The sequence below is a fragment of the Microbacterium proteolyticum genome (assembly GCF_014192415.1).
In the GTDB taxonomy this organism is placed as follows: Bacteria; Actinomycetota; Actinomycetes; order Actinomycetales; family Microbacteriaceae; genus Microbacterium; species Microbacterium proteolyticum.
In genome coordinates, this window is sequence record NZ_JACHXY010000003.1 from 354,350 (window position 1) to 377,021 (window position 22,672).

The 22,672-nt window shown below is 72.1% G+C and carries 23 protein-coding genes and 1 pseudogene; 12 read left to right on the forward strand and 12 right to left on the reverse strand.

Going from position 1 to position 22,672, the window contains the following annotated elements; translation table 11 throughout:
• Window positions 1-79 precede the first annotated feature (79 nt).
• Window positions 80-1,573: a SulP family inorganic anion transporter gene (locus tag FHS07_RS13770; protein WP_183420467.1), complete on the forward strand. Its 1,494-nt coding sequence runs from the start codon at window positions 80-82 to the stop codon at window positions 1,571-1,573.
• A gap of 178 nt (window positions 1,574-1,751) precedes the next feature.
• Here FHS07_RS13770 and FHS07_RS16855 read toward each other — a convergent pair whose 3' ends face one another.
• Window positions 1,752-2,687 carry a helix-turn-helix domain-containing protein gene (locus tag FHS07_RS16855; protein WP_221189506.1) on the reverse strand — a complete coding sequence of 312 codons (936 nt, stop codon included), beginning with the start codon at window positions 2,685-2,687 and terminating at the stop codon, window positions 1,752-1,754.
• Between the two features lie 416 nt (window positions 2,688-3,103).
• On the opposite strand from FHS07_RS16855, the gene FHS07_RS13780 reads away from it, so the two are divergent.
• Window positions 3,104-3,451, forward strand: coding sequence for a hypothetical protein (locus FHS07_RS13780; protein WP_183420468.1), 348 nt, complete (start codon window positions 3,104-3,106; stop codon window positions 3,449-3,451).
• Between the two features lie 147 nt (window positions 3,452-3,598).
• Here FHS07_RS13780 and FHS07_RS13785 read toward each other — a convergent pair whose 3' ends face one another.
• Window positions 3,599-4,051, reverse strand: a complete 453-nt coding sequence (locus FHS07_RS13785; protein WP_183420469.1) for a MarR family transcriptional regulator — start codon at window positions 4,049-4,051, stop codon at window positions 3,599-3,601.
• A gap of 266 nt (window positions 4,052-4,317) precedes the next feature.
• Between FHS07_RS13785 and FHS07_RS13790 the strand changes: the two genes are divergently transcribed.
• Window positions 4,318-4,503, forward strand: coding sequence for a hypothetical protein (locus tag FHS07_RS13790; protein ID WP_183420470.1), 186 nt, complete (start codon window positions 4,318-4,320; stop codon window positions 4,501-4,503).
• A gap of 167 nt (window positions 4,504-4,670) precedes the next feature.
• On the opposite strand, the gene FHS07_RS13795 is transcribed toward FHS07_RS13790, so the two are convergent.
• Window positions 4,671-5,561 carry an alpha/beta hydrolase fold domain-containing protein gene (locus FHS07_RS13795; protein ID WP_183420471.1) on the reverse strand — a complete coding sequence of 297 codons (891 nt, stop codon included), beginning with the start codon at window positions 5,559-5,561 and terminating at the stop codon, window positions 4,671-4,673.
• A gap of 277 nt (window positions 5,562-5,838) precedes the next feature.
• Here FHS07_RS13795 and FHS07_RS13800 point away from each other — a divergent pair, with 277 nt between their 5' ends.
• A complete protein-coding gene (locus tag FHS07_RS13800) occupies window positions 5,839-7,035 on the forward strand; it encodes a glycosyltransferase (RefSeq protein ID WP_183420472.1) in 1,197 nt (398 codons plus the stop codon).
• A 62-nt stretch (window positions 7,036-7,097) separates the two neighbouring features.
• Here the strand turns inward: FHS07_RS13800 and FHS07_RS13805 are convergent, their stop codons facing one another.
• The gene (locus tag FHS07_RS13805; protein WP_246383672.1) at window positions 7,098-8,291 is read right to left on the reverse strand and encodes an MFS transporter; all 1,194 of its coding nucleotides are present in this window, start codon (window positions 8,289-8,291) and stop codon (window positions 7,098-7,100) included.
• 111 nt (window positions 8,292-8,402) lie between these two features.
• The gene (locus FHS07_RS13810; protein WP_183420474.1) at window positions 8,403-8,816 is read right to left on the reverse strand and encodes a nuclear transport factor 2 family protein; all 414 of its coding nucleotides are present in this window, start codon (window positions 8,814-8,816) and stop codon (window positions 8,403-8,405) included.
• Between the two features lie 227 nt (window positions 8,817-9,043).
• Here FHS07_RS13810 and FHS07_RS13815 point away from each other — a divergent pair, with 227 nt between their 5' ends.
• From FHS07_RS13815 to FHS07_RS13825, 3 genes and pseudogenes are all read left to right on the forward strand, one after another.
• Window positions 9,044-10,138 carry a type III polyketide synthase gene (locus FHS07_RS13815; RefSeq protein ID WP_183420475.1) on the forward strand — a complete coding sequence of 365 codons (1,095 nt, stop codon included), beginning with the start codon at window positions 9,044-9,046 and terminating at the stop codon, window positions 10,136-10,138.
• A pseudogene (locus tag FHS07_RS13820) lies at window positions 10,135-10,842 on the forward strand (methyltransferase domain-containing protein); the annotation flags it as partial. The gene FHS07_RS13815 and the pseudogene FHS07_RS13820, both read left to right, overlap by 4 nt.
• Window positions 10,843-11,020: 178 nt before the next feature.
• The gene (locus FHS07_RS13825) at window positions 11,021-12,142 is read left to right on the forward strand and encodes an FAD-dependent oxidoreductase (protein ID WP_183420476.1); all 1,122 of its coding nucleotides are present in this window, start codon (window positions 11,021-11,023) and stop codon (window positions 12,140-12,142) included.
• Between the two features lie 11 nt (window positions 12,143-12,153).
• On the opposite strand, the gene FHS07_RS13830 is transcribed toward FHS07_RS13825, so the two are convergent.
• Window positions 12,154-13,017, reverse strand: coding sequence for a UbiA family prenyltransferase (locus FHS07_RS13830; protein ID WP_343054727.1), 864 nt, complete (start codon window positions 13,015-13,017; stop codon window positions 12,154-12,156).
• Window positions 13,018-13,250: 233 nt separating this feature from the next.
• Between FHS07_RS13830 and FHS07_RS13835 the strand changes: the two genes are divergently transcribed.
• Window positions 13,251-13,706: an Hsp20/alpha crystallin family protein gene (locus FHS07_RS13835; RefSeq protein WP_183420477.1), complete on the forward strand. Its 456-nt coding sequence runs from the start codon at window positions 13,251-13,253 to the stop codon at window positions 13,704-13,706.
• Between the two features lie 246 nt (window positions 13,707-13,952).
• On the opposite strand, the gene FHS07_RS13840 is transcribed toward FHS07_RS13835, so the two are convergent.
• Window positions 13,953-14,312, reverse strand: coding sequence for a sugar ABC transporter ATPase (locus FHS07_RS13840; protein WP_183420478.1), 360 nt, complete (start codon window positions 14,310-14,312; stop codon window positions 13,953-13,955).
• A 223-nt stretch (window positions 14,313-14,535) separates the two neighbouring features.
• On the opposite strand from FHS07_RS13840, the gene FHS07_RS13845 reads away from it, so the two are divergent.
• The gene (locus FHS07_RS13845) at window positions 14,536-15,744 is read left to right on the forward strand and encodes an NAD(P)/FAD-dependent oxidoreductase (protein WP_183420479.1); all 1,209 of its coding nucleotides are present in this window, start codon (window positions 14,536-14,538) and stop codon (window positions 15,742-15,744) included.
• Window positions 15,745-15,998: 254 nt separating this feature from the next.
• On the forward strand, window positions 15,999-16,451 hold the full coding sequence (locus tag FHS07_RS13850) for an SRPBCC family protein (RefSeq protein WP_183420480.1): 453 nt from the start codon (window positions 15,999-16,001) through the stop codon (window positions 16,449-16,451).
• A 64-nt stretch (window positions 16,452-16,515) separates the two neighbouring features.
• On the opposite strand, the gene FHS07_RS13855 is transcribed toward FHS07_RS13850, so the two are convergent.
• A complete protein-coding gene (locus FHS07_RS13855) occupies window positions 16,516-17,508 on the reverse strand; it encodes an aldo/keto reductase (RefSeq protein WP_183420481.1) in 993 nt (330 codons plus the stop codon).
• A gap of 155 nt (window positions 17,509-17,663) precedes the next feature.
• On the opposite strand from FHS07_RS13855, the gene FHS07_RS13860 reads away from it, so the two are divergent.
• Both FHS07_RS13860 and FHS07_RS13865 read left to right on the forward strand, forming a co-directional pair.
• Entirely contained in the window at window positions 17,664-18,122 is a 459-nt protein-coding gene (locus FHS07_RS13860) for a hypothetical protein (protein WP_183420482.1), read from the forward strand.
• Window positions 18,123-18,195: 73 nt separating this feature from the next.
• Window positions 18,196-18,609 (forward strand): GNAT family N-acetyltransferase, encoded by a 414-nt coding sequence (locus tag FHS07_RS13865; protein WP_183420483.1) that lies wholly within the window; start codon window positions 18,196-18,198, stop codon window positions 18,607-18,609.
• A 125-nt stretch (window positions 18,610-18,734) separates the two neighbouring features.
• Here FHS07_RS13865 and FHS07_RS13870 read toward each other — a convergent pair whose 3' ends face one another.
• From FHS07_RS13870 to FHS07_RS13885, 4 genes are read right to left on the reverse strand one after another with little or no spacing between them, the layout of a single operon-like run.
• On the reverse strand, window positions 18,735-20,240 hold the full coding sequence (locus FHS07_RS13870) for a PepSY-associated TM helix domain-containing protein (protein WP_183420484.1): 1,506 nt from the start codon (window positions 20,238-20,240) through the stop codon (window positions 18,735-18,737).
• Window positions 20,198-21,409 (reverse strand): Dyp-type peroxidase, encoded by a 1,212-nt coding sequence (locus FHS07_RS13875; RefSeq protein WP_183420485.1) that lies wholly within the window; start codon window positions 21,407-21,409, stop codon window positions 20,198-20,200. The genes FHS07_RS13870 and FHS07_RS13875 overlap by 43 nt, the downstream gene beginning before the upstream one ends.
• The gene (locus tag FHS07_RS13880) at window positions 21,409-21,933 is read right to left on the reverse strand and encodes a copper chaperone PCu(A)C (RefSeq protein WP_183420486.1); all 525 of its coding nucleotides are present in this window, start codon (window positions 21,931-21,933) and stop codon (window positions 21,409-21,411) included. Before FHS07_RS13880 ends, FHS07_RS13875 begins: the two co-directional genes overlap by 1 nt.
• A 10-nt stretch (window positions 21,934-21,943) precedes the next feature.
• On the reverse strand, window positions 21,944-22,498 hold the full coding sequence (locus FHS07_RS13885) for a copper resistance CopC family protein (RefSeq protein WP_183420487.1): 555 nt from the start codon (window positions 22,496-22,498) through the stop codon (window positions 21,944-21,946).
• Window positions 22,499-22,672 lie beyond the last annotated feature (174 nt).

The following is a 22,672-nucleotide window of genomic DNA, read 5'->3' on the forward strand; positions in this document are numbered from 1 at the left end:
TTCGTATGGTCGCGATCGCGACCCCCCTCATTCTTCCCCGCGTCGACGCGGGTTCCCTCCCACCTCTCGGAGCATCTCCATGACCGACGTCCTCGCGCGCCCGCGCCCCGAACCGACCGTGCTGCAGGCCCTGCGGTCGCCGCGACTCCTCACGCGCGAGGTGCTCGCCGGCCTGGTGGTGGCGATCGCCCTCATCCCCGAGGCCATCGCGTTCTCGATCATCGCCGGGGTCGACCCACGACTCGGCCTGTTCTCGTCGTTCGTGATGGCCGTCGCGATCGCGTTCCTCGGCGGGCGGCCCGCGATGATCTCCGCCGCCACCGGCGCGATCGCCCTCGTCATCGCCCCGGTCGCCCGAGAGCACGGCGTCGACTACCTGCTCGCGACGGTGATCCTCGGGGGCATCCTGCAGGTGACCCTCGGACTCCTCGGTGTCGCCAAGCTCATGCGCTACATCCCCCGCAGCGTCATGGTCGGCTTCGTCAACGCGCTGGCGATCCTCATCTTCACCGCCCAGGTGCCGCAGCTCATCGGCGTGCCGTGGGCCGTCTACCCGATCGCCGCGGCGGGGCTGCTGATCATGTATCTGCTGCCCCGCGTCACCCGGGTCGTCCCCGCGCCGCTCGTCGCGATCGTGCTGCTGACCGGCGCCGTCGTCGTGTTCGGCATCTCGGTGCCGACGGTCGGCGACCAGGGAGCGCTGCCCGAGAGCCTGCCGAGCCTGCTGATGCCGAACGTGCCGTTCACGCTCGAGACGCTCGGCATCATCTTCCCCTTCGCCGTCGCGATGGCGATCGTGGGACTCCTGGAGTCGCTCATGACCGCGGCGCTCGTCGACGACATCACCGACACCCCCTCGTCGAAGACGCGGGAGTCGCTCGGCCAGGGCGCCGCCAACGTGCTGTCGGGGCTCTTCGGCGGAATGGGCGGCTGCGCGATGATCGGCCAGACGATGATCAACGTCAAGGCCTCGGGCGCCCGCACCCGCATCTCGACCTTCCTCGCCGGCGTCTTCGTGCTCATGCTCGTGCTGGTGTTCGGCGACATCGTGGCCATCATCCCGATGGCGGTGCTCGTCGCCGTGATGATCGTCGTCTCGGTCGCGACCTTCGACTGGCACAGCATCCGCCCCTCGACGCTGCGCCGGATGCCGCTGAGCGAGACCGTCGTGATGGTGCTGACGGTGGCGATCACGGTCTGGACGCACAACCTCGCGATCGGGGTCGGCGTGGGCGTCATCGCCGCAGCGGTGCTGTTCGCCCGCCGCGTGGCGAACCTGACCACCGTCACCCGCGAGGCCGACGACCACGTGGCGCGTTACACCGTCGAGGGAGAGCTCTTCTTCGCCTCGAGCAACGACCTGACCACGAAGTTCGCGTACCACCGCGACCCGGCGCGGGTCGTCATCGACCTGTCGCGGTCGCACGTGTGGGACGCCTCGACGGTCGCGGCACTGGATGCCGTCCAGACGAAGTACGCGCACCTCGGCACCACCGTGGAGCTCGTGGGCATGAACGCCGCCGCCCGGCGCTTCCACGGGCGCCTCACCGGGGGACTCGGCGCGGGCCACTGACCGCGACGACCCACCGCAGTCCCTGGGCCCGGTATCAGACGGGCCGGCGACGGGAGGCGGTACCGGGACGGGAGGATGTCCGCACCGGGCAGCCCCTCCGCTGACCGAATCCCCTCCGCTTCGCACCGTCCCGGCCCGACGCACCCGCTCCGACCAGGAGCCGCGGCGGCGTCGGACGTCAGGAGCGCAGCGTGGTCGAGGGCGTCTCGCCGAACTCCCCGCGGTACATCGCGGCGAAGCGTCCGAGATTCGAGAAGCCCCAGCGCGCGGCGATGGCGGCGACCGTCTCGACCGACGGGTCGGCGCTGCGGAGTTCCCCGCGCGCGGCATCGAGGCGCACCCGACGCAGGTACTGCATCGGCGTGCGACCGGTCGCCGCGCGGAAGGCGTACTGCAGTCCCCGCGGAGACAACCGCGCCGCCTGGGCGATGTCGGCCAGCACGACGGGCTCGGCCGCGTGCGCCTCGACGTAGGCCTTGGCGCGGCGCACCGGGGCGGGCAGGGGGCGTGAGGGCCGTCCCGCGGCGAGCGCATCGGTGAAGGTGGTGGGGAAGGCCAGCAGCGACGCTTCGAGCATGAGCATCCGGGCCTGCTGCTCGATGATCGGGTTGCGCTCGGGAGAGCGCAGCAGCACATCACGGGTGTACTCCCACGTGCGCGTCCAGTAGCGCAGGCGCTGCTCGTTGACCGGTGCGTACCCGGTGGCCCGAACGCGCAGCGTGTCGTCGCCGGAGAGCCGACGCGCGGCCTCGTCGAACTCCGATCGGGCGAATGACACGGCGGTGCCCGCGATACGACCGGTGAAGGCGAACTCGATCGGGCGGTCGACCACCATGAACGGCACCGCGGTGTCGATGCGTTCGCGCCGGTACGTCCCCGTCACACGGGGACCGGCGATACGACCGACCACGACCTGGTCGAGGGGGTCGGACTCCACCGTCATGGTGGAGCCCATCGTGTAGTCGCAGAATCCGAAACCGGGTTCGGAGGCGGCGTGCCATGCGAGCGCCGGCTGGATCGCCTCAGCGCGTGCGATTCGCGCACCGGGGACGATCGTCTGCCAGAGGTGCTCGACGGTCTCAGCGTCGCGGGTCTCGATGTTGGTGTGCTCCACGGGTATTTCCTAAATCGTCCGAGAATGTGCGGCAAGACCATTGCGCCGTCGCACCCGAGGACATATGGGAACGCTCTCACGAGTTCGTCGAAGTGGCCTGCGATCGACATCGATGCCCCCGCACCCGCACTCCACCGTAACCTTTGAAATGGCTGTGGTGCGCATTTCGCACGTTCGGCCGCAACGCGCGATTCCTCGTCCTCCACGCGCATTCTCCGTCCGCGGCCCTGGAGTGCACGGGAGGAGCAGAGGGCATTAGGCGGCAGCGGGGGCTGCTCGGACCGTGCCGTCATCGTGCCCGGCGCGGGCGGTCGCGCGACGTCTCGGCGTGACGTTCGTGACCCCGCGCGGAGACGATCATCGCCCGCCATAATGAGGGGGGTCGCCTTTCGGCGTCCGTTCTCGAAGGGATGCCGATGCCGTTTCGCACCATGACGACGCTGCAGTCCTGGGTCGATGATTTCCGCGCCCTGGGGTACGACGACGCCGACATTCTGCGCGTCATTCCGCAGGACGTCGGAGAAGGCGAGGACGCGGGATTGGTCGCGGCCCGCCTTCGTAGTGTGTCGACGACGTTCTACGTCGCGCCCGGTGCGGCCGAAGGGTCGACGGAGTGGTCCGTCACCTTCGAACCTCGCGAGGACGCCGCGCCCCTCCCCGCGGGACGGGTGATGGCCCTGGCCGGCGAGCTCGCGACGCTCGCGGCACTGTGCTCGTTCCTCCAGGCGCGCTCCGAGGCGTTCCTCGCCGCCCGCGGCGCCTGAGCACGCGCGTCCGCTGATGCGGCGACGACCCGTCGGGGGCGTTCGCCGAGGCGAGCGGCGAGGGGGCGTCGCGGGAGGAGGACGGCCTCGATCGCGCGCCGGCCGGGGCTCTCGCCGATGCGCTGTCTCCGATCGAGATCCGGCCGATCAGCTCGTGGCCGCGGCGACGATGCGCTCGAGCACCTGCGCCACCCGCCGCGCCTCGGCCGGATCGACCGCGGCGATGGCCGACTCGATATCGGCGTCGAATGCTCGCAGCGACGACCACGGCGGCGCGTCGATGTCCACGGTCGCCGTGATGTGGTTGACGCGACGGTCGTCGTCGTCGAGATCGCGACGCACCGCTCCGCGCTGCACGAGGCGGTCGATGAGGGTCGTCACCCCCGCCGACGTGATGCCGAGATGGTCGCGCACGTGCGAGGGCCGGGCTCCCGGATTGTCCGCGACGAAGAGCAGAGCGCGCGCGTCGAGCTCGTTCAGGCCCAGTGCACGGCGCGCTCCGGCAGCGGCCGTTCGTCGCGCTTCGCCGTAGGCCAGCAGGGATCGACCGAGTGCCGACCCGGTCACGGGCGACGAGGAGGTCTCGGATGAGGTCTGCACGACCCACGATCGTACCCAGTTCATCCGTGTACGCGTGCGTCTACCGCTCAGCGCGTCGCGGCTGACGACGCGAGCGTGCCGCGACGTCGCGCGCCGACCGGGTGACGACGGGGCCCCTGCGCAGCTCGCCGCCGATGTCAAGCGGGCCGCGGGCGGCCTCATCCGGGGATATGACTATGACCGACAGCCCCCGCCACAAGACGGGGACTCGACCCGTCGGGAGACGGGCGGACATCCCGTCGGGAGACGGGAGCGAGGAGAGCACCATGATCTACGGACAGCACGGCGGACAACAGGCACGCTCAGGGTGGAGCACCGCCATGTCGGCCGCCATGGGCAGCGGCATCGTCCCGCGTTCGACGGAAGAGCCACGGGAGCGCTCCACGGCGCGCTGGCCCTGGTCGCGTATGCGCGACGCGGGCACGGCGACGGAGGCCTTGCCCCGCGCCTGACGACCGCAGCCCCATCCCCCCGGCGCGTCGACTCCCACCCCCATGGAGTCGGCGCGTCGGCTCGTTGTGCGACGCCATCGAGCGCCGGTCGCCCAGGTCTCGGCGTCTCACCCGCGGGTTCGTCCGCCGCGGCGGACGTGCACGGGCGTGCGGTCCCCCACCGATCCCTACGTCTCTTCGCGCAGCGCGGCGACGATGCGCGCACGCGCAGCCGCCCCCACCCGGGTGGGGAGAAGGGGGAAGTCGTGCACGGCGCCCTCGCGCTCGAGGAAGGTGACGTCGACTCCGGCCGCCCGCGCCTTCTCGACCAGGAGATGGGCGTCGGGGTTCAGGATGTCGCGCGTGCCCGATGCGAGCAGCAGGGGACCGAGGTCGTGCAGATCACCGAAGAGCGGGCTGACGACGGGGTCGGTGAGGGGGAGGTCGCCGGCCCACTTCTCCGCGAGGACGCGGCACCCGTCGACGCCCAACCAGGGATCGGTGGGCAGAACGTCCGGAATGCGGGGATTTGAGATCGTGAGGTCGAGGGCCGGAGCGATGAGGACCGTGCGGATTCCCGCGATGCCGGCGTCGCGGAGCGCGAGTGCGGCCGAGAGCGCGATCTGGCCCCCGGCCGAGTCTCCCGCGAGGTGGACGGGATGACCCGATCGCTGCAGCGCCGTGTGCAGACGGAGCATGAGCGCGTTCGCCTCCCGAGCGTCGCCGTACGGGAGCAGGCGCCAGATCGGCACCGTCACGGTGATCTGCGCCTCGGCGGCGATCTGGAAGATGAGGGCCCAGTGCTGAGAACGGATCGTGTTGATCCACCCTCCGCCGTGGGCGTAGATGACGTGCCCCGAAGAGCCCCCCGACGTGGGCGACACGGTGTAGACCGGTGTCGCTCCGTCGCGATCGACGGTGATCGAGACGTCGGGTCGGACTCGTGCGGGCGGGCCGTAGGCGGCCGGTCGCAGGGCTCGCTCGCGGATGGCGTCCTCAGCACCCTGGGCACTCCGGAACGGCCTGTGGGCGTGGGTGAGACGCAGAAGGGCGGGGATCATCGCGTCGGGAAGGTACATCGCGCTCCTTCGTCGGGGGGTGACGTCATCGGGCCCCGGCAGTGCGAGGGGCGCGGGCGTGCGCTGATTGTGTCAGACGATCGCGCGGATCACCCGTCACATCGTCGAGCCGCCGTGCGGGGCGGGCGAGCGACCGCACCGGGAGCACGCAGCCCGGAACCGCGTGCGCGGGCGTTCACTCGATGGTCGCCCGGGCGTAACCCACGACCCGGGTCGCACCCTTCAGCATGAGACGACCGCGACCGCGGTGCTGGCATCCCGACCCGGAGGCGACCCGATGACCCGACCCGTCCGTGTGCTGTCGCTGTACGAGGGCTTCTTCGCCGGTGGAGCGCGCATCCTGCACTCCGACGTCGTGGCGGGTCTGACCCGCGACGGGTCGCAGCAGCACCGCGTGCTCTCGCTGACCTCGGCCGCGCGCCGCGACGCTTCCCTGCAGCTCGCTCGTGACGACGCGCGCTTCCGCCGCCTGCGCGCCGCGGGCGTACGGATCGACACGTTCGATCGCATCGCCGGAGACAGTCCCCTCGCGCCCGAGGACTTCACGGCCGCCGAGCTGACCCGCGCGGCCTCGCTCTTCGCCGAGGCCGACGTGGTGCTCTCGCTGAAGGAGCAGCCCCTGAGTCTCGTCGTGGCGCTGCAGCGGGCGAATCTGCTGCCCGATCGGCCGATCGCGGCGTGCCTGCACCGCTCTGACCCGACGCACTCGGGCCCGGCCCTCGGATGGCTGGCCGACACGGCCGCGTCCGGCGCGGTGATGGCGACGATCGCGTGCGCCGAGTCCACCTCGACCGCCTACGCGCGCGCCGGCGTGGCCGCCGCGACCTCGTGGGTCATCGACAACGGCATCGACACCCGGCGCTTCCGTCCGGGCACGCGCGCCGAACGCGCCCGCATCCGTGCCGGCCTCGGCATCCCGGAGTCGGCGCCCGTGATCGTCCTGGCCGCACGCTTCGACGCCATGAAGGATCCGGGTCTCTTCCTGCGGGCCGTCGCCCGGCACGCGCGGCGCACGCCCGACGCGCACTACGTCGTGTGCGGGGCGGGCATGTCGTCCGACAACCCCGCCTTCCGCGCGTTACGGGAGGAGAGCGGCGTGGGGCCGGGGGTACCCGTCCACGCCCTGGGTCTGCGCGACGACGTTCCCGAGTTGTATCGCGCGGCCGACATCGTCGCCCTCACCAGCGCGTACGGTGAGGCCTCGCCCCTGTGCCTCGTCGAGGGCGCGGCGTCCGGAGCGGTGCCGGTGACCACCGATGTCGGCGACGCCGCGCGCGTCGTCGCGGGCCTCGGCGTGGTCACCGCCCGTGACGAGGAGGCGATCGTCGCGGCGTGGGACGACGTGCTGGAGCGGCGGTCGGTGCTGCGCGCGGCGGCACTCGGCGCGCGCGGGCGTCTCGACCGGCGCCGCATGATCGATGAGTACCGCGGGGCGATCACCGGCCTGCTCCAACCCGCTGCCCTGGCCGCCTGAGCCCGGCGCGCGCGAGCGCCGGATGCGCGCGAGCGGCCGACACGCGCGAGCGCCCGGCGCCGTCACGGGGTCGCTGCGCCGGTACGCCGGATGCCGCGCGCCGCCACCGCCGTGCACAGTGCGCAGACGGAAGCCGTCGCCCCGAGCAGGACCCACATCGGCGCGAACGCGGTGAGGGCCGCCAGCCCCGCCGGCAGCAGGAACCCCAGATACGTCAGCGAATAGTACGCCGCCGTGATGCCGGCGAGATCCTCAGGATTCGCCAGCGCCTGGGTGGCGGACAAGCCGAAGACCATCGCGAGCCCGTAACCGGCGCCGAAGACGGGCGCGGCGACGAGCACGATCCACACCTGCTGCGAGAAGGCGGCGATGAGCAGCAGGAGCGCGCCCGTGGCGATGAGGGAGCCTCCGACGAGGCCCATGCGTCCGCGCAGGAGCGTCGCGAGGTGACCCGAGAAGAACTGCGTCACCCAGCCGACGCCGAGCGTGATGACGGTCACGACGGTGGCGAAACCGACGGTGAACCCCGGGATGCGATCACTCACCAGGCTCGGACCGACAGCGAACGACAGCGCCGGGGCCGCGAACACCCAGGGAGCGAGCGGGAGGACGACCCGGAAGAACCTCGATCGTGCCGATCGAGGCACCCGGAGGTTGCCGAACAGCCGCGTCACGCCGGGGTCGAACGGACGGGTCTCGGATGCTCGCAGCACGATGAGGAATGCGACCACGCACGCGGCGATCTGCACGAGGTACGGCAGCACCGCGGGCCAGGGGGCCCATTGGGCCAGAGCCCCGCCGACGCCGGCACCGCCCCCGAAGCCGATGGTGAGCATGCCCGCCGCGCGCCGGGCGCCCGCGGTGGAGCGCCCCTCCGCGATCGACAGCTCCTTGATCCACGACGTGCCGACGACCATGCCGGCCGCGACGCTGAGGCCGCAGATGAAGCGTCCGACGCAGAGCCCGGCGAAACTCGAGCTGGAGCAGGCGAGCACGAAGCTTCCGACGATGCCGAGCAGCAGACCCGCCAGCAGCACCGGGCGCCGACCGTACCGGTCGGACCAGGCGCCCGACAGCGCGAACCCGGGCACGATTCCGAAGACGTAGGCCCCGAGCAGGAAGTCGACCTGCACCTGAGAGAAGCCCTGCACGAGCCGGTAGTACTGCATGAGCGGCAGGAAGTGATTGCCGCCCCAACCGAGGACGACGAGCGCCGGGGCCACGAGGAGCCACGACCGGGTGGGGCGGACGTCCATCACGGGGCCTCTCTCGCGTGGTGTGCGGCGCGATGCCGCGGGTCGTCGCCTCGCGCCGGCGCGTTCACGCGCGACCGACGCACCCGTGCCCGCCCGGCGGTCGCCGCGTGATCAGTCCTGCGTGTCGGGCTGATGGACCTTGCGGAACGCGTCCTTGCGCGCGATCTTGCCCCCGCGGAACTCGTAGATGTCGCAGCCGCGCGTGGTCAGGACCGTTCCGTCGGGTCCGGGCCCGGTGAACGACCAGGTGGCCGCTCCGCGACGCCCCGAGATGATCGGGTGCTCCTCTTCGTGCCGTTCCTGCCCGGTGTCGAAGGCCAGCATGAGCGCGAACCCCTCGCGCACCTGTTCCTTGCCCGTCCAGGTGCGCCCGGGTTCGGGGCCGACGGACGCGCTGTAGACGCAGTCGTCGGTGACGTGACTCATCAGCGCCTCAAGGTCGCGACGGGTCCAGGCATCGCTGAATGCGGCCAGCACGTCCGACGTCATGTCGCTCAGGCTGTTCTCGGGGGTGGAGTCGCTCATGAGTGAACTATGGCACCGGCGCGGCGAGATGTCGTGAGATGTTCGCGGCGAAACGAGATCGGCGGCGCCCGCTTGCGGACATGTCCGCAAGCGGACGCATCCGGGGTCCTCTCGTCGTCGCGGGAGCACCCCGAATCGGCCCTCCCCGGCCCCGCGGCACCATAGACGCCGCGCACACGGCGCGCCATCCCCGCACCGGGTGCCCGGCCCCGTGCCTAAGGTGAGACATGACCGCGCGCATCCTCTCGATCGGCACGGCCCTCCCCGACACGCGCGTGGAGCAGTCCAGCCTGCGCGACCTGTTCGCTGCGCAACCCGGCTTCGACCGCATGAGCCGGCGGCTGGTGGGGGCGGCGTTCGACGCCGCCGCGATCGACACCCGCCACGTAGTGCTGCCGCAGCTGGCCGGACCCGACGGTGACGGCCTCGGCGTACGCGAGGGCGACACCCTGCTCATGCCCTCCACCGGCGCCCGCAACGACGAGTACCGCCGCACCGCACCGGCCCTGTTCGCGGAGGCGTCGCGCGTCGCCATCGCCGGATCGGGGTACGACGCTGATGCCGTGACGCACGTCGTGACGGTCTCGTGCACCGGCATGTTCGCCCCGGGCCCCGACTACCACCTCGTGCGCGATCTCGGACTGTCGCCGACCGTCGAGCGCTATCACCTGGGCTTCATCGGCTGTGCGGCGGCCATCCCGGCACTGCGGCTGGCGGCGCGCATCGTCGGCGCCGACCCGGCGGCGGTCGTGCTCGTCGCCTGTGCGGAGCTGTGCTCGCTGCACTGGCAGACCTCGTCGCACCCCGACCAGATCGTCGCCGCATCCGTCTTCGCCGATGGCGCGGGCGCCGCCGTCGTGGCATCCGGAGACTCCTCCCATGACGGCCTCGACCTCGACGACTTCGCCACCCATGTGACCGACGAGGGCGAGAAGGACATGGCCTGGACCGTGGGCGACTCGGGGTTCCAGATGACCCTGACCCCCGAGGTGCCGCGCATCATCGGGCGCGAGATCTCGGCCATCGCCGCCGACGTGGTCGGCGACCTCTCCGACGTCGACGCATGGGCCGTTCACCCGGGCGGGCGGAGCATCCTCGATCGGGTCGAGAACGCCCTGGGGTTGGATGCCACCGCGCTCGCCGCCTCGCGCGACGTGCTGCGCCGACACGGCAACATGTCGAGTGCGACCCTGATGTTCATCTTGCGCGACCTGCTCGCCGACGCCGCCCGTATCGAGGGCGACCGGGTCGCGGCACTGGCCTTCGGCCCGGGCCTCACGGTCGAGGCGGCGAAGATCACCGTCCGCCGCCCGCGGGCGTGAATCGCCCCTCTCGCCCGCGCGGGCTCGCGCGGCGCGACACGCAGCTCACCGAGCTCATGGACGACCCCGACTGCGACCCGCGCGCGCTCGCCGCCACCTACCGTCGGTTCGACATGGTCAACCGTCTCGTCTCGGCGTGGGGGCGGGTCTACCGCACGCACGTGGCACCCGAGCTGCGCGCCCTCGGTCGCCCGGCCCGCGTGCTCGATCTCGGCTCGGGTGGCGGCGACGTCGTCGTGCGCCTGGCCGCCCTGGCCGCGCGCGACGGTCTCGACGTCGAGTGGGTCGGCGCCGACCCCGACCCCCGGGCGCACGAGGCCGCCCGGGCGCGGCAGCGATCGGGTGTGCGGTTCGTCGCGGCGGGCTCGCGCGAGCTGCTGGCCGCGGGCGAGCGGTTCGACCTCGTCGTGAGCAATCACGTGCTGCACCACCTCGACGCCGAGGGCCTGCACTCGTTCACCGCCGACTCGCTCGCCCTCTCGCGCGGCGCGGTTCTGCACGCCGACATCGCACGCGGGCGACTGGCGTACGCCCTGTACGCCGTGGGTATCGTCCCTCTGTCGGTCGGCACTTTCCTGCGCGTCGACGGACTGCGCTCCATCCGGCGGAGCTATCGCACACCCGAGCTGGCGAGCGCACTCGGCGCCCCGTGGAGGGTGGAGTCGCCCGCACCGTTCCGCGTGCTCGCCGTCGCGCGGGGGCGAGCGGATGACGCCGTGAGCCTCGACGCCGTCGCACGGGGTCGAGCGGATGCCGCCGCGGGCGAGGTGCGCGCGGCCGCGTCGATGTCGCCCCGGGCGCGCGAGGGCGCCGCGAATGCCGGGACGCCGAGTACGGCCCGCACCGGCGCGACGACCCCCGCGACCATCCGGACGGATGCCGATGCCTGAGGTGCTCGTCGTCGGCGCGGGGCCCGTGGGCCTCGCCCTCGCCGCCGACCTGCGCACCCGCGGTGTCGACGTCGAGGTCGTCGAACGCCGCGTCGACGCCGGCGGTGGCACACGGGCCATCGGCATCCACTCCCCCGCTCTGACGCTGCTCGAGACGAGCGGCGCGACCGACGGCATTCGGGCCGAGGCCGTGCGGATCGACCGCGGCGAGGCGCGCGCCGACGGACGGGTGCTCGCCGAGATCCGGTTCGACCGTCTGCGTGCCCGGCATCCCTATGTCGCCGCGCTCCCCCAGAGCGACACGATGCGAGTGCTCACCGCCCTCGCGCCGCCGGTGCGGGGCGACACCGCGGTCCAGGCGCTGCGGCACGACGGCGGCGGCGTGCGGGCCGAGGTGTCGGGGCCGGACGGCCGGAGCGAGATCCGCGCCGCGGTCGTGGTCGTGGCATCCGGGTGGGCGGGACGCGGGCTCGTCTACCGCGACGCCGCCGTCCGCACGCACCACTACCCCGACCGCTACGTCATGGCCGACGTCGTGGCATCCGGGGGTCCGGTGGCCCGGGTACACCTCGAGCGCGGCGGCGTGGTGGAGTCCTTCCCCCTACCCGACGGTCGCCGGAGGCTGGTCGCGTGGGCCGGGTCGAACGAGGTGGAGGATGCCGAGGCTTTCCTGCGCGGCGCGGTCGCCGCCCGCACCGGGATCGAGGTCGACATCGCCGGCGCCTCGACCTTCGGCGTCCGTCGCGCCGTCGCTCCGGCCCTGCGGCGCGGGCGCATCGTCGTCGTGGGCGACGCCGGGCACGAGGTGAGCCCGATCGGCGGGCAGGGGATGAACCTCGGGCTGCTCGACGCGCTGACCCTGGCGCCGCTGCTCGCGCCGTGGGTGCGGCGAGGCGACGACACGGGACTCGCGCGCTGGGAACGCGACCGTCTCGCGTCGGCCCGGCACGCGGCACGGCTGGCGTTTCTGAACACCCTGCTCGGACGCGCAGCGGGGCCGACGGCGCACGCCGTACGGACGGGTGCGCTGCGCACGCTGCTGCGAGGACCCGGCGGCGCGGCCTTCACCCGCGCCTACGCGATGCGGTTCGACCGGGCCGCGCCCGGCACCTGACGGCCGGAACGTCAGGCGACGACGAGTTGCACGGCGAGCAGGAGCGCCGCGACCATCGTCAACTGAAACACCGCCCGGCCCGGGGGACGCACGAGCACGAGCACACCGGTCGCGAGGGCCACCGCGACCACGGCTGCGAAGAACACCCCTCCGACGGCCCCGACGCCACCGCCCGGGCCGAGCAGAACCGCCACCGCCCCGATGACGATCCCCGCGGCGGCGAGCAGCACCGACGCGCGCGCGCCGAGGCGGTGCGGGAGGCCGCGGACGCCGGTGCGGCGGTCGTCGTCGAGGTCGCGCACGACGTTGGTCAGGTGCACCGCGGCGCCCAGGGCGGCACCCGCGACCGACGCCCACACCGCGGCGAGCGCGGGAGCCGAGGTCGACAGCGTCGCGAACGAGGGGAACAGACCGAAACTCAGCAGGAACGGAACGATCGAGAACGGCGTCGACTTCAGCCCGGCGTTGTACGCCCACGCCGAGGCGAGGGCGACGGCGTGAGCGGCCACGAGCCCGGGCCCCAGCGGTGCCGACAGGGCGAGGGCGACCACGACCGCCCCCACGCCGACAGCGAGCGCCCGGCCGGCGGTGACCGCTCCCCCGGCGATGGGCTTGTCGGTGCGGCCGACCGCGGCATCCCTCGCCCCGTCGATGGCGTCGTTCGAGAGCCCCACCGACACCTGACCCGCGAAGACCGCGGCCACGAGCAGCACAAGGCGTCCGGGGTCGACACCCGCGGCGATGCCGAGCGCGAGCGACAGGGCGGTGACGACGAGCGTGGGGCCGGGGTGGGTCGACGCCCACAGCGCCCCCACGACGCCCGCGCGCCCACGAGGGGCGGGGGCGAGGGGCGGCTTCGCCGCGGCATCCGTCACTCGATGACGCTACCGCGGGCGGGGGCGGACGGCTCGTTCCTCACGCGTCGGCGAGGGGTTTTGCGCCGGCAGCGACGGGGGTCGGGCGCCCCGCGTTGAGCACCACGATCGCGCAACGAACTCTTGGCACTCGCGGCATCCGAGTGCTAATCTCATCACAGTTGAGTCGACAAGGCTCAACTTCACCGAACATCGGGATGCCACATCCCGACCGATCGATAAGGAGAACGACAATGGCCACCTACGACCCCTTCCGCGACCTCGACCGTCTGGCGTCGACCCTTCTCGACGCACGCCGCGGCGGCGGACCTCGGCGGATGCCGATGGACCTCTACCGCGACGGCGACCACTACGTCCTCGCCGCCGATCTGCCCGGCGTCGACCCCGGTTCGGTCGACATCGACGTCGACGGTCAGCTGCTGACGATCCGCGCCGAACGAACGCTGGGCTCCGGCGACGGCGTGAAGTGGATCACGCGGGAGCGCGAGACGGCATCCTTCGTCCGCCAGCTCAACCTCGGCCAGGGCATCGACACCGAACGCATCAGCGCCTCCTACCGCAACGGCGTGCTGAGCGTGACGATCCCCGTCAGCGAGAAGGCCAAGCCGCGGCGCATCGCCGTCTCGACCGACGAGCCCGATGGGGTCATCGAGGCGCACGAGAGCACTCCTCAGCTCATCGAGCAGTAACGCACCACAGGGAACGGTCCTGGCGAGGGCCGTTCCCTCGTCGTTGCGTGCGGTTCACGGGTGCGGGAGCGTGCGGCGGCCGCCCGTGTAATGCGCACCCGCGCCCTACTGCCCTGCGTGCGCACCCGCGCCTCACGGCCCCCGCGCGGTCTCCGCACCAGGAGCACCCCGGCCATCGGGACGATCTCGCTCGATGTACGACAACGCCCCGGGGGCCCAACCGGCTCCCGGGGCGTCGAAGAAGGCTCAGAGGTCTTCGGGGGCGAGGTCGCCCTGCCCCTCTTCACCGAGCTCGACGACGCCGGGGTCCTGACCCTGGGAGTCGGTGCCGGTGGAGAGGGCGTGGATGTCCTCCAGCGGGATGTCGCTGTCGTCGGCGGGGATCTCGGCCGGATCGGCACCCGTGGCGGTGGCCGGGTTGATGTCGGCGGGGTCGGCGCCCTCGTCGAGCGCCGTGGTCGCGTCCCACTCGGCCTGCGCCGGGTCGAGTGCGGGGTCGGGCTCGATGGACGTGTCACCGTCGCGCAAGGGCTGCACTCCCGCGATTCCCCCGTCGGCGGCGGGGGTCGTCTCGGCGGTGGTCGGGTCGATCGAAGCGTCGCTCATGGGGGGTCCTTCCGTCGGACGCGGGTCACCGCAGGGATCAGCGGTTCCTCTCATCCCACACGGCGCACCCGCCGCCGGTGTGCCCCTTGACACGCGTCGGGCGTGCTCCGCCCCTCCGCGAGGCGCTGCCGCTCGCGCGCGACGGTCGCCGTCGGAGCCGCTGTCAAGGCGCTGGCGCCGCGGGGCCGGGCGGGCGAGCGTGAGGGAGACGAGAGGATCTCCCATGAACGACTCCCGCCCCACCTCGCCCGCGCACATCGTCGTCATCGGCGGGGGGAACGCCGGACTGTCGGTGGCGGGCCGCCTGCACCGCGCCCGTGTCGGCGAGATCACCGTGATCGAACCGCGCGAGCAGCACGTGTTCGCGCCCCTGCAGTCCCACATCGCCGGCGACTCCGCGCGGGCCTCCGAGGCCGTTCGCCGTCAAGCCGACGTCACCCCTGCGGGTGTGCGGTGGCTGCGCGACGAGGTCTTCACCGTGGATGCCGAGGCCCAGCGCGTGCACCTCGTCTCGGGTGAGCACCTCGACTACGACCAGCTGGTCGTCTGCGCCGGCATGCGCATGGCCTGGGAGCAGGTGCCCGGGCTGCCCGATGCCATGGCGGCGCCGACGGGCATCTCGAACTACGACTTCGACCTCGCCGCGAAAGCATCCCCCGTGCTCCGCGACGTGCGCTCGGGCACCGTCGTGTTCACGCAGCCGCCGGAGCCGGCGTCCTGCGGCGCCGCAGCGCAGAAGCCGATGTACCTGGCCTGCGACTGGTGGCGGTCGATCGGCGTGCGCGACGACATCCGCGTCGTGTTCGTCTGCCCCGACCCCGTGCCCTTCGGCATCCCCGCCATCGACCGCGAGCTGCAGCGCAAGCTCGACGAGTACGGCATCGAGGTGCGCTACAGCCGTGAGCTCCGATCGGTGGATGCCGGTTCTCACAGGCTCGTGATCGGCCACGGCGACGCAGAGGAGACGCTGTCGTACGACGTGCTGCACGCGGTGCCGCCGCAGCGGGCGCCGGAGTGGATCGCGGGCAGCGGGCTGTCGGCATCCGATGATCCGCACGGCTTCGTCGACGTGGACCCCGAGACGTTCCAGCACGCGCGTCACCCCGAGGTCTGGTCGGTGGGCGACGCCGCGGCGAGCGCCACCCGTCGCTCGGGCGGCGCGATCCGCCAGCAGGCCAAGGCTCTCGTGAAGAACATGAAGGCCGTCCTCGCCGGTCGCCCGCCCACGGCGACCTACAACGGATACAGCGTGGTGCCCTTCACGGTGTCGCGCGGCACGGTCGTGTTCGCGGAGTTCGATCGGCGCGGCCGACTGCAGCCGACGATCCCGTTCTGGCGCTCGCTGTATCGCGAGCGCCGGCTGTCGTGGATCGCCGACCGGCGCGTCCTGCCGTGGGTCTACTGGCACCTGATCCTGCGCGGCCTCGCCTGATCCGGTGGCGCCGGGCCCGGCATCCGCTCCGGTGCGGCCGCGCCTGAGACGCGATCGCGCGTACTGATCTTGCGAGAAACGCTTTCTGCGTCGAGAAACGCCTGCTCCCGGCGTTTCTCGACGCGAGAGGCGTTTCTCGCGAGGCGAGCCCGCGCGTATAGGGCACGGAACGCGATCCCTCAACCCCGGGGGCGCGTCCGGCGCACCGCGCGAAGACTGGAACCAGCCCCGGAACCCATACGAAAGAGGACACCATGGCACAGGTCATCGAAACCATCGACGTCAACGTTCCCGTCCGCGTCGCCTACAACCAGTGGACGCAGTTCGAGGAGTTCCCGCACTTCATGAGCTTCGTCGAGTCGATCACGCAGAAGACCGAGACCCTCACCCACTGGAAGGTGAAGATCGGCGGAGCCGAGCGCGAGTTCGACGCCGAGATCACCGAGCAGCACCCCGACGAGCGCGTCGCCTGGAACAGCGTCGGAGGCGACGAGAACCACGCCGGCGTCGTGACCTTCCACCGCCTGTCCGACGACGAGACGCGCGTCACCGTGCAGATCGACTGGGAGCCCACCGGTCTTCTCGAGAAGCTCGGCGCCGCGTTCGGCGCCGACGACCACTCGGTCAAGAAGGACCTCGACAACTTCAAGAAGTACATCGAGTCGCGCGGCGCCGAGTCCGGCGCCTGGCGCGGCGACGTCAGCTGACGTCACTCTGCACAGAAGCCGGGCCCGTCCGTGATGGACGGGCCCGGCTTCTGTCATGCGGGGATCACCACTGCGGGTGGATCTCCGCCCGCAGGCGCCTGTCGTACACGTCGCGCACGAGGGTGTCGAACGCGGCGATGTCGAAGCCGCCGTCGAGGAGGTCGCCCGCCGCGGCGTTCGACGCCGCCTGGGAGACCGAGCGGGCGCCCGGGATGACCGAGGTGATTCCCGTGCGCGAGGCGATCCACGCCAGTGTCGCCGCCGGGAGCGTCACGCCCTCGGGCAGCGATGCCTTCAGCTCGTCGGCCGCCGCGACGCCCTCGTCGAACGGAACCCCCGAGAACGTCTCGCCCTTGTCGAAGGCCTCGCCGTTGCGGTTGTAGGTGCGGTGGTCGTCCTTATCGAACGTCGTGTCGGCGGTGTACTTGCCCGAGAGCAGCCCGCTCGCGAGCGGTACGCGAGCCAGCACGGCCACGTTCTTCTCGGCAGCCAGCGGCAGCACCTCGTCGAGGGGCTTGAGGCGGAACGGGTTGAAGATGATCTGCAGGTTGGTGAGGTGCGGGCGCTGCAGAGCCGACAGCGCCTGGTCCATGGTCTCGACGGAGGCGCCGTACGCGGCGATGACGCCCTCGGTCACGAGCTGGTCCAGGGCGTCCCACGTGGCGTCGTCGTCGAGCACGGCGGACGGCGGGCAGTGCAGCTGCACGAGGTCGAGCGTGTCCTGCCCCAGCAGGCGGCGCGAGCGGTCGAGCCAGCCGCGGAAGTTCTCCATCACGTAGTTCTCGGGCACCTGGTCTTCGCGGCGCCCCATCTTGGTCGCGACCGTGATGCCCGTGGCATCCGTGCCCGTCAAGAACTTTCCGATGATCTCTTCCGACCGCCCGTCGCCGTAGACGTCGGCGGTGTCGAAGAGCGTGACTCCGGCGTCGGCCGCGGTGCGGAGCACGGCGAGCGCCTCGTCCTCACCGACCCCGCCCCAGTCGGGTCCGAGCTGCCAGGTGCCGAGGCCGACGGCCGAAACCTCGCGGCCGGTCCGGGAGAGAGGTCGCTGCTGCATGGCGATGTCCTTTCGAAGCGTCCCTCGAGCCTAGCCAGCCCCTCCGACAGCGGGGTCTCGGGGAGATGGATGCCAAGACCCCGGCGAGCGCAACCCCGGCTCACCCCGCATTCGCGGCGCCTAGCGTGGCCGCACACCGATCAGGAGGATCACCCATGGACACTCCCGCCGACCGACTCCCCGGAGCCGACGAAGAGAACATCATCCCCGAGTCCGAGGGGCTCGCCGCCGACGTTCCCGCGGGGGCCGCGGGAGCCGACACGGGTGCTGTCGGCGCCGCCGAGATCGATGCCGACGACGAGGCACGCATCCAGAACGTCTCGAGCCAGAACGACCTGCCCGGTGTCGGCACGCGCGCAGCCGACGGCCTCACCGAGCGCGGCACCGACGGCGACGGCGGCTCCACCTCCCGCCACACCGAGGACACCGGTCGCCCCGAGCACGACGTCGCCGCTGAGACCCGCACCCCCGCGTCGCCCCCGCCGGCCGACGGCGGCGGCGAGCCCCACGTCGACGAGGACGACCCCATCGCGAGGTTCCAGCCGGGCGTCGGCCGCGACTCCGCGGCCTCCAGCCGTATCGCGCAGAGCCTCCCCGACCCCGACGACGCCTGACCCGCGCCGGGTTCCTCGCGACCGGCCGACTCGAAGCCCCCGCGTCCACCCGACCGCCTGACAGGCTGATCGCATGGACGACCTCCGCCTCGAATCGCTCCCGCCCGCGCTCGATGACTACCTCGAATTGCGACGCGCCTCGGGCCTCACCCCGAAGCGGCCCGACCAGGGCGGCCCGGCACTGACCAACAGCTGGGCGTGGCGGAGGATCACGGATGCCACGGGCCGGGCGGTCGCGATGGGGCGGGTGGTCGGAGACGGCGGGTGGTACTTCCTCATCGCCGACATGGCGACCTTGCCCGCGTATCAGCGGCGGGGTCTGGGGCGCCGTATCCTCGAGGACCTCCTCGCGGAGATCCGCGCGAAGGCCCCCGAGGGCGCCTATGTGACGCTGCTGGCAGACCCACCGGGTCAGGCGTTGTACCGCAGCCTCGGTTTCACCGAGCCGACGACCGGTTCGGTGACCATGCATCAGCTGCTCGCCTGACCCGAGGCGGCGGTTCGGGTCGGGTGGCACCCGACCCCGACGTCATCCCGCCGCCGATAGCCGAGACGGTGTCTCGCCGACGACGCATCGGCGTCCTGCGGTCGCCGTGTCAGCGAGTCGCCGTGTCAACGAGTCGCCGTGTCACGCCGCGCCGACGAGGATGCCCGCCGCGGCCGCCACCCGAGCAGCAGGTCGAGCACCACGAACACCACGAGCGTGTAGCCGACGAACGGCAGCACCAGCCCGATCGCCACGGCGGCGACGAGGACCGCCCCGACCCCCCACCACGGCGCGTGACGGAGCACGCCCCGCGCGGGTGCCGACGGGAGCCCGCGGGTCGGTCGGCGCTTCCACCACATCGCATAGCCGATCACGACGAGCGAGGCGATACCGACCGCGAGCGCGAACAGCGCGAGCTGGTTGGCGAGGCCGAACATCGTGCCCATGTGCAGGTCGATCCCCCACCGCGACAGCTTCGCCAGCAACGGGTAGTCGGCGAAGTCGACCCGGTCGACCACCTGCATGCTCGAGCCGTCGATGGCCACGGCATCCACCTCCGTGGGGTAGCTGCGATGGATCTCCTGCACGACCCACGCTTTGCCCGCGGCGGACGGCGGGCGGATCTCGACGTCGCCGCTGTCGACGTTCAGCCGTTGCGAGATCGCGAGCACGGCGTCGAAGGTGGCGGCATTGGCCTGCCCGGTCGGCGTCGTCGCGGCGTCGCCGTGGTGCGCATGATCGCCCGCGGTCGCGGCCGACCCGTCGAGCGTGGTCGTCAGCGCGGGGGTACCGCCCCCGATCGCCGCGCGCAGATCGCTCACGTTCGCTCCCGCGAAGGTCGACCACGTGATCCCCGTGGCAGAGAGGAACAGCGCCCCGAGCACGACCCAGATCCCCACCGCCGAGTGCCACCCCGACAGCCGCCGGTAGCCCCTGTGCCGGCGATTCGGACGCAGCAGGTCGCGACGGCCTCGACGCGACCGCACGAATCGGCCGATCCACAGCCCCACCCCCGCGAGGGCGACGATCCCGAGCCAGGATGCCGCGAGTTCGCTGTACCACCGGCCGACGTCGCCGAGGTGGAGTGAACGGTGCAGGTCGCTGATCCAGTGCCGCAACGGCAGCGCGCCGCTCGTGCCGTACGCGGCGAGGTCGCCGCGGATCTCGGTCGTGGCCGGGTCGACGAAGATCGCGCGCGTGGTGCTCTCGGGCAGCGAGGCGTCGGCGAACATGACGCGGGTCGTGTCGCCGGGCGCCGGAGCCGGGCGCACCGCGACGGGTGACGCACCGTCGCCGAGGTAGGCCTCTGCCGCGGCGATCTGGTCGGCCAACGGCACGGCTGCGGCATCCGAGCTCGCCGACAGCTCGTGCGCGTAGATCACCTTCTCGAGCGTCGGAGTGATCGCATACAGAGCGCCGCTGACCGCGGCGACGAGGATGAACGGGCCCACGAGGAGTCCGGCGAAGAAATGCAGGCGGCGCAGCAGCGCGGTGAACCAGCCCTTCGCCGGGCGATCCGCGGTGGGCGTCGACACGGGCGCTGCCGGCTCGAGCGGGGCAGATGCGTTCACGTCGCGTGCGGTGGTCGTCACGACAGGATCCCCTCTCCGATGTAGCCGCCCTCGCGGCATCCGGGTGGCACCGCGAACACCGCGGATCCGATGGGGGTCGTCCACTCGTTGAGCAGGTCGAGCTCGTCGAGTCGTCTCTGGATGGGCACGAACTGCCTTTCGATGTCTGCTTGGAACGACACGAACAACAGGCCCGCGTCGCTGACGACGCCGGCGGGCGGCGTCTGGTCGTAGTTGTAGCCGCGGCGGAAGATCCGCTGCGTCGTGTCGTCGGGGCGCGAGCGCCGCAGGTGGGAGAACTCTGCGATGACGGGGAAGCCGACGGCATCCTTCGCACCGAAGTCGGGTTCGTCGAACTCGTCGGTGCCCGTCAAGGGGGCGCCCGTGGACTGGAACCGCCCGACCGCCTGGTCGCGGCCGGGGCGGTCGAGGCGATCCCACTTGTCGAGGTCCATCGCGATGCGGCGCACCACCATGCCGGTGCCCCCGGCGAGCCACCCCTCGCGCACCCACACGACATCGTCGAACGCGGGTGTGCCCGGCACGGGGTTGGAGGTCCCGTCGACCTGCCCGAAGAGGTTGCGCATCGTCGTGCCCGGACGCTCGGTGCCGTGTGCGCGGCGGAAGCCGTGCTGCACCCACCGCGTGGTGGCGAACGCGCGGGCATCCTTCAGCAGCATGCGCGTCGCGTGGGCCACCGTGACCGCGTCGTCGGCAGCGACCTGCAGCAGCAGATCGCCGTCGCCGTACTCCGGTCGCAGCCGGTCGATGGAGAACGCCGGCAGGGGCGCCAGCCACGAGGGGGCCGGAGCGGCCGCGCGCGCGACGAGGCCCGGCCCGAACCCGAACGTCACCGTCAGGCGGGCGGGTGCCGTGGCGAGCTCGGGCTCGGTGTCGGCGAGAGCGCTGCGCCCCTGGGTCAGGCGCGCGGCGTCGTCGGTGAGGGTGCGCATGAGCCGCTGCAGACCCGCGCGGTCGACGTCGGTGGCCAGATCGAGTGCGACGAGCGCGACGTGCGCCTGGGCGTCGGTGTCGATGCCGGCTTGGTGCTCGCCGTGGAACGGCACCGTCACCTCGCCGTTCAGCGGCACCGACGGCTGCTGCTGAGCGCTGGCCGATACGGCGGCATCGAGGCCGACCGCGGCGGCGGCACCGACACCGGCGACCGCTCCCCCGAGGAGGAACGTGCGCCGGGTCGCGCCACCCGCGGAACGAGGGGAGCCGCGCATCAGCTGCCCATTTCCATGTCGTCCATGTCGCCGCCCTCGTAGTTCTCGTTCGCCCCCGCGAACTCCTTGATGGGCGCGGTGATCTCGGCGGTGGAGTCGTCGGCGAAGGTGAGGGTGATGGTGGTCTCCTCCCCCGCGCGCAGGGGCGTGGTCACGTCCATGAACATGAGGTGATTGCCACCGGGCGCGAGCTCGATCGCTCCGTGGGCGGGGATGACGAAGCCGCCCTCGACCTCGCGCATGACCATCTGGCCGGACTCGTTCTGCACGGTCTCGTGCAGCTCCATGGCGGCGGTCGCGTCATCGGTGGCGGAGACGACGGTGAGGTCGGTGTCTCCGTCGTTTCGCAGCTGACCGAAGCCGGCACTCATTCCGCTGTCGGCCGCCTTCACCCACACGTCGGCGGTCGAGAACGACTCCGCCTGCGAGGCGGCGGGGGCGGGGGATGCCGCGGACGCGCAGCCCGCGAGAAGGAGGGCGCCGGCTGCGGCGAGGGCGCCGAGGCGCAGGGTACGGATGTTCATATCGAACCTTTCAGGACTGTGCGTCGCGCGTGCGGCGACGACGGAGGAGGAAGAGGAAGACGGCGAAGACCGCCAGCGCGACACCCGCGCCGATGGCCGACACGGTGATGACGCGCGGGATCCCCGCGTCGCCGTCGGCCGGCGCAGCGACCGTCGCCGAGGTCGACGGCGGTGTGCTTCGCTCGAGCGGAGCGGCGTCGCCGACGGTGAAGGGCACGATGCCCGTGATCGGGTGACCGTCGCTGGAGACCACTCGCCAACGCACCTCGTACCCGGCGGTGGGCAGTTCGGCGCGCAACGGCACCGAGACGACTCCCGCCGAGATGACGGGATCGGCGCCCACCCAGTCGGCACCGTCGGCGTCGGCGACGACGACTTCAGCTCCGATGTCGAGGACATCGGCCGAGAAACTCAGGGAGATCTCATCGGGGGCGGAGGGCAGTCGTTCACCCGCGGCGGGTGAACTGGACAACAGTTGATCGTGAGCGGATGCCGGGACCACCGACGCCGGAACGGCGGCGAGGGCCACGACGATCCCGCCCGCGATGACGCGGGAACGGAGCATGAGGAAACTCTTTCCGGGTGCGCGCGGCACCCGTCTGAACGGTGCGTGGAGCGCACCGAGACCCCGCCGTCGGAAGCCGCACCCGGGCGAACGGGCGCCGCCTGACTATGGCGGATCTTCACGGTCGAAGACGTCCGGAGAGGACGTGAAGCGGCCGCCGCATAGCGCACGAGA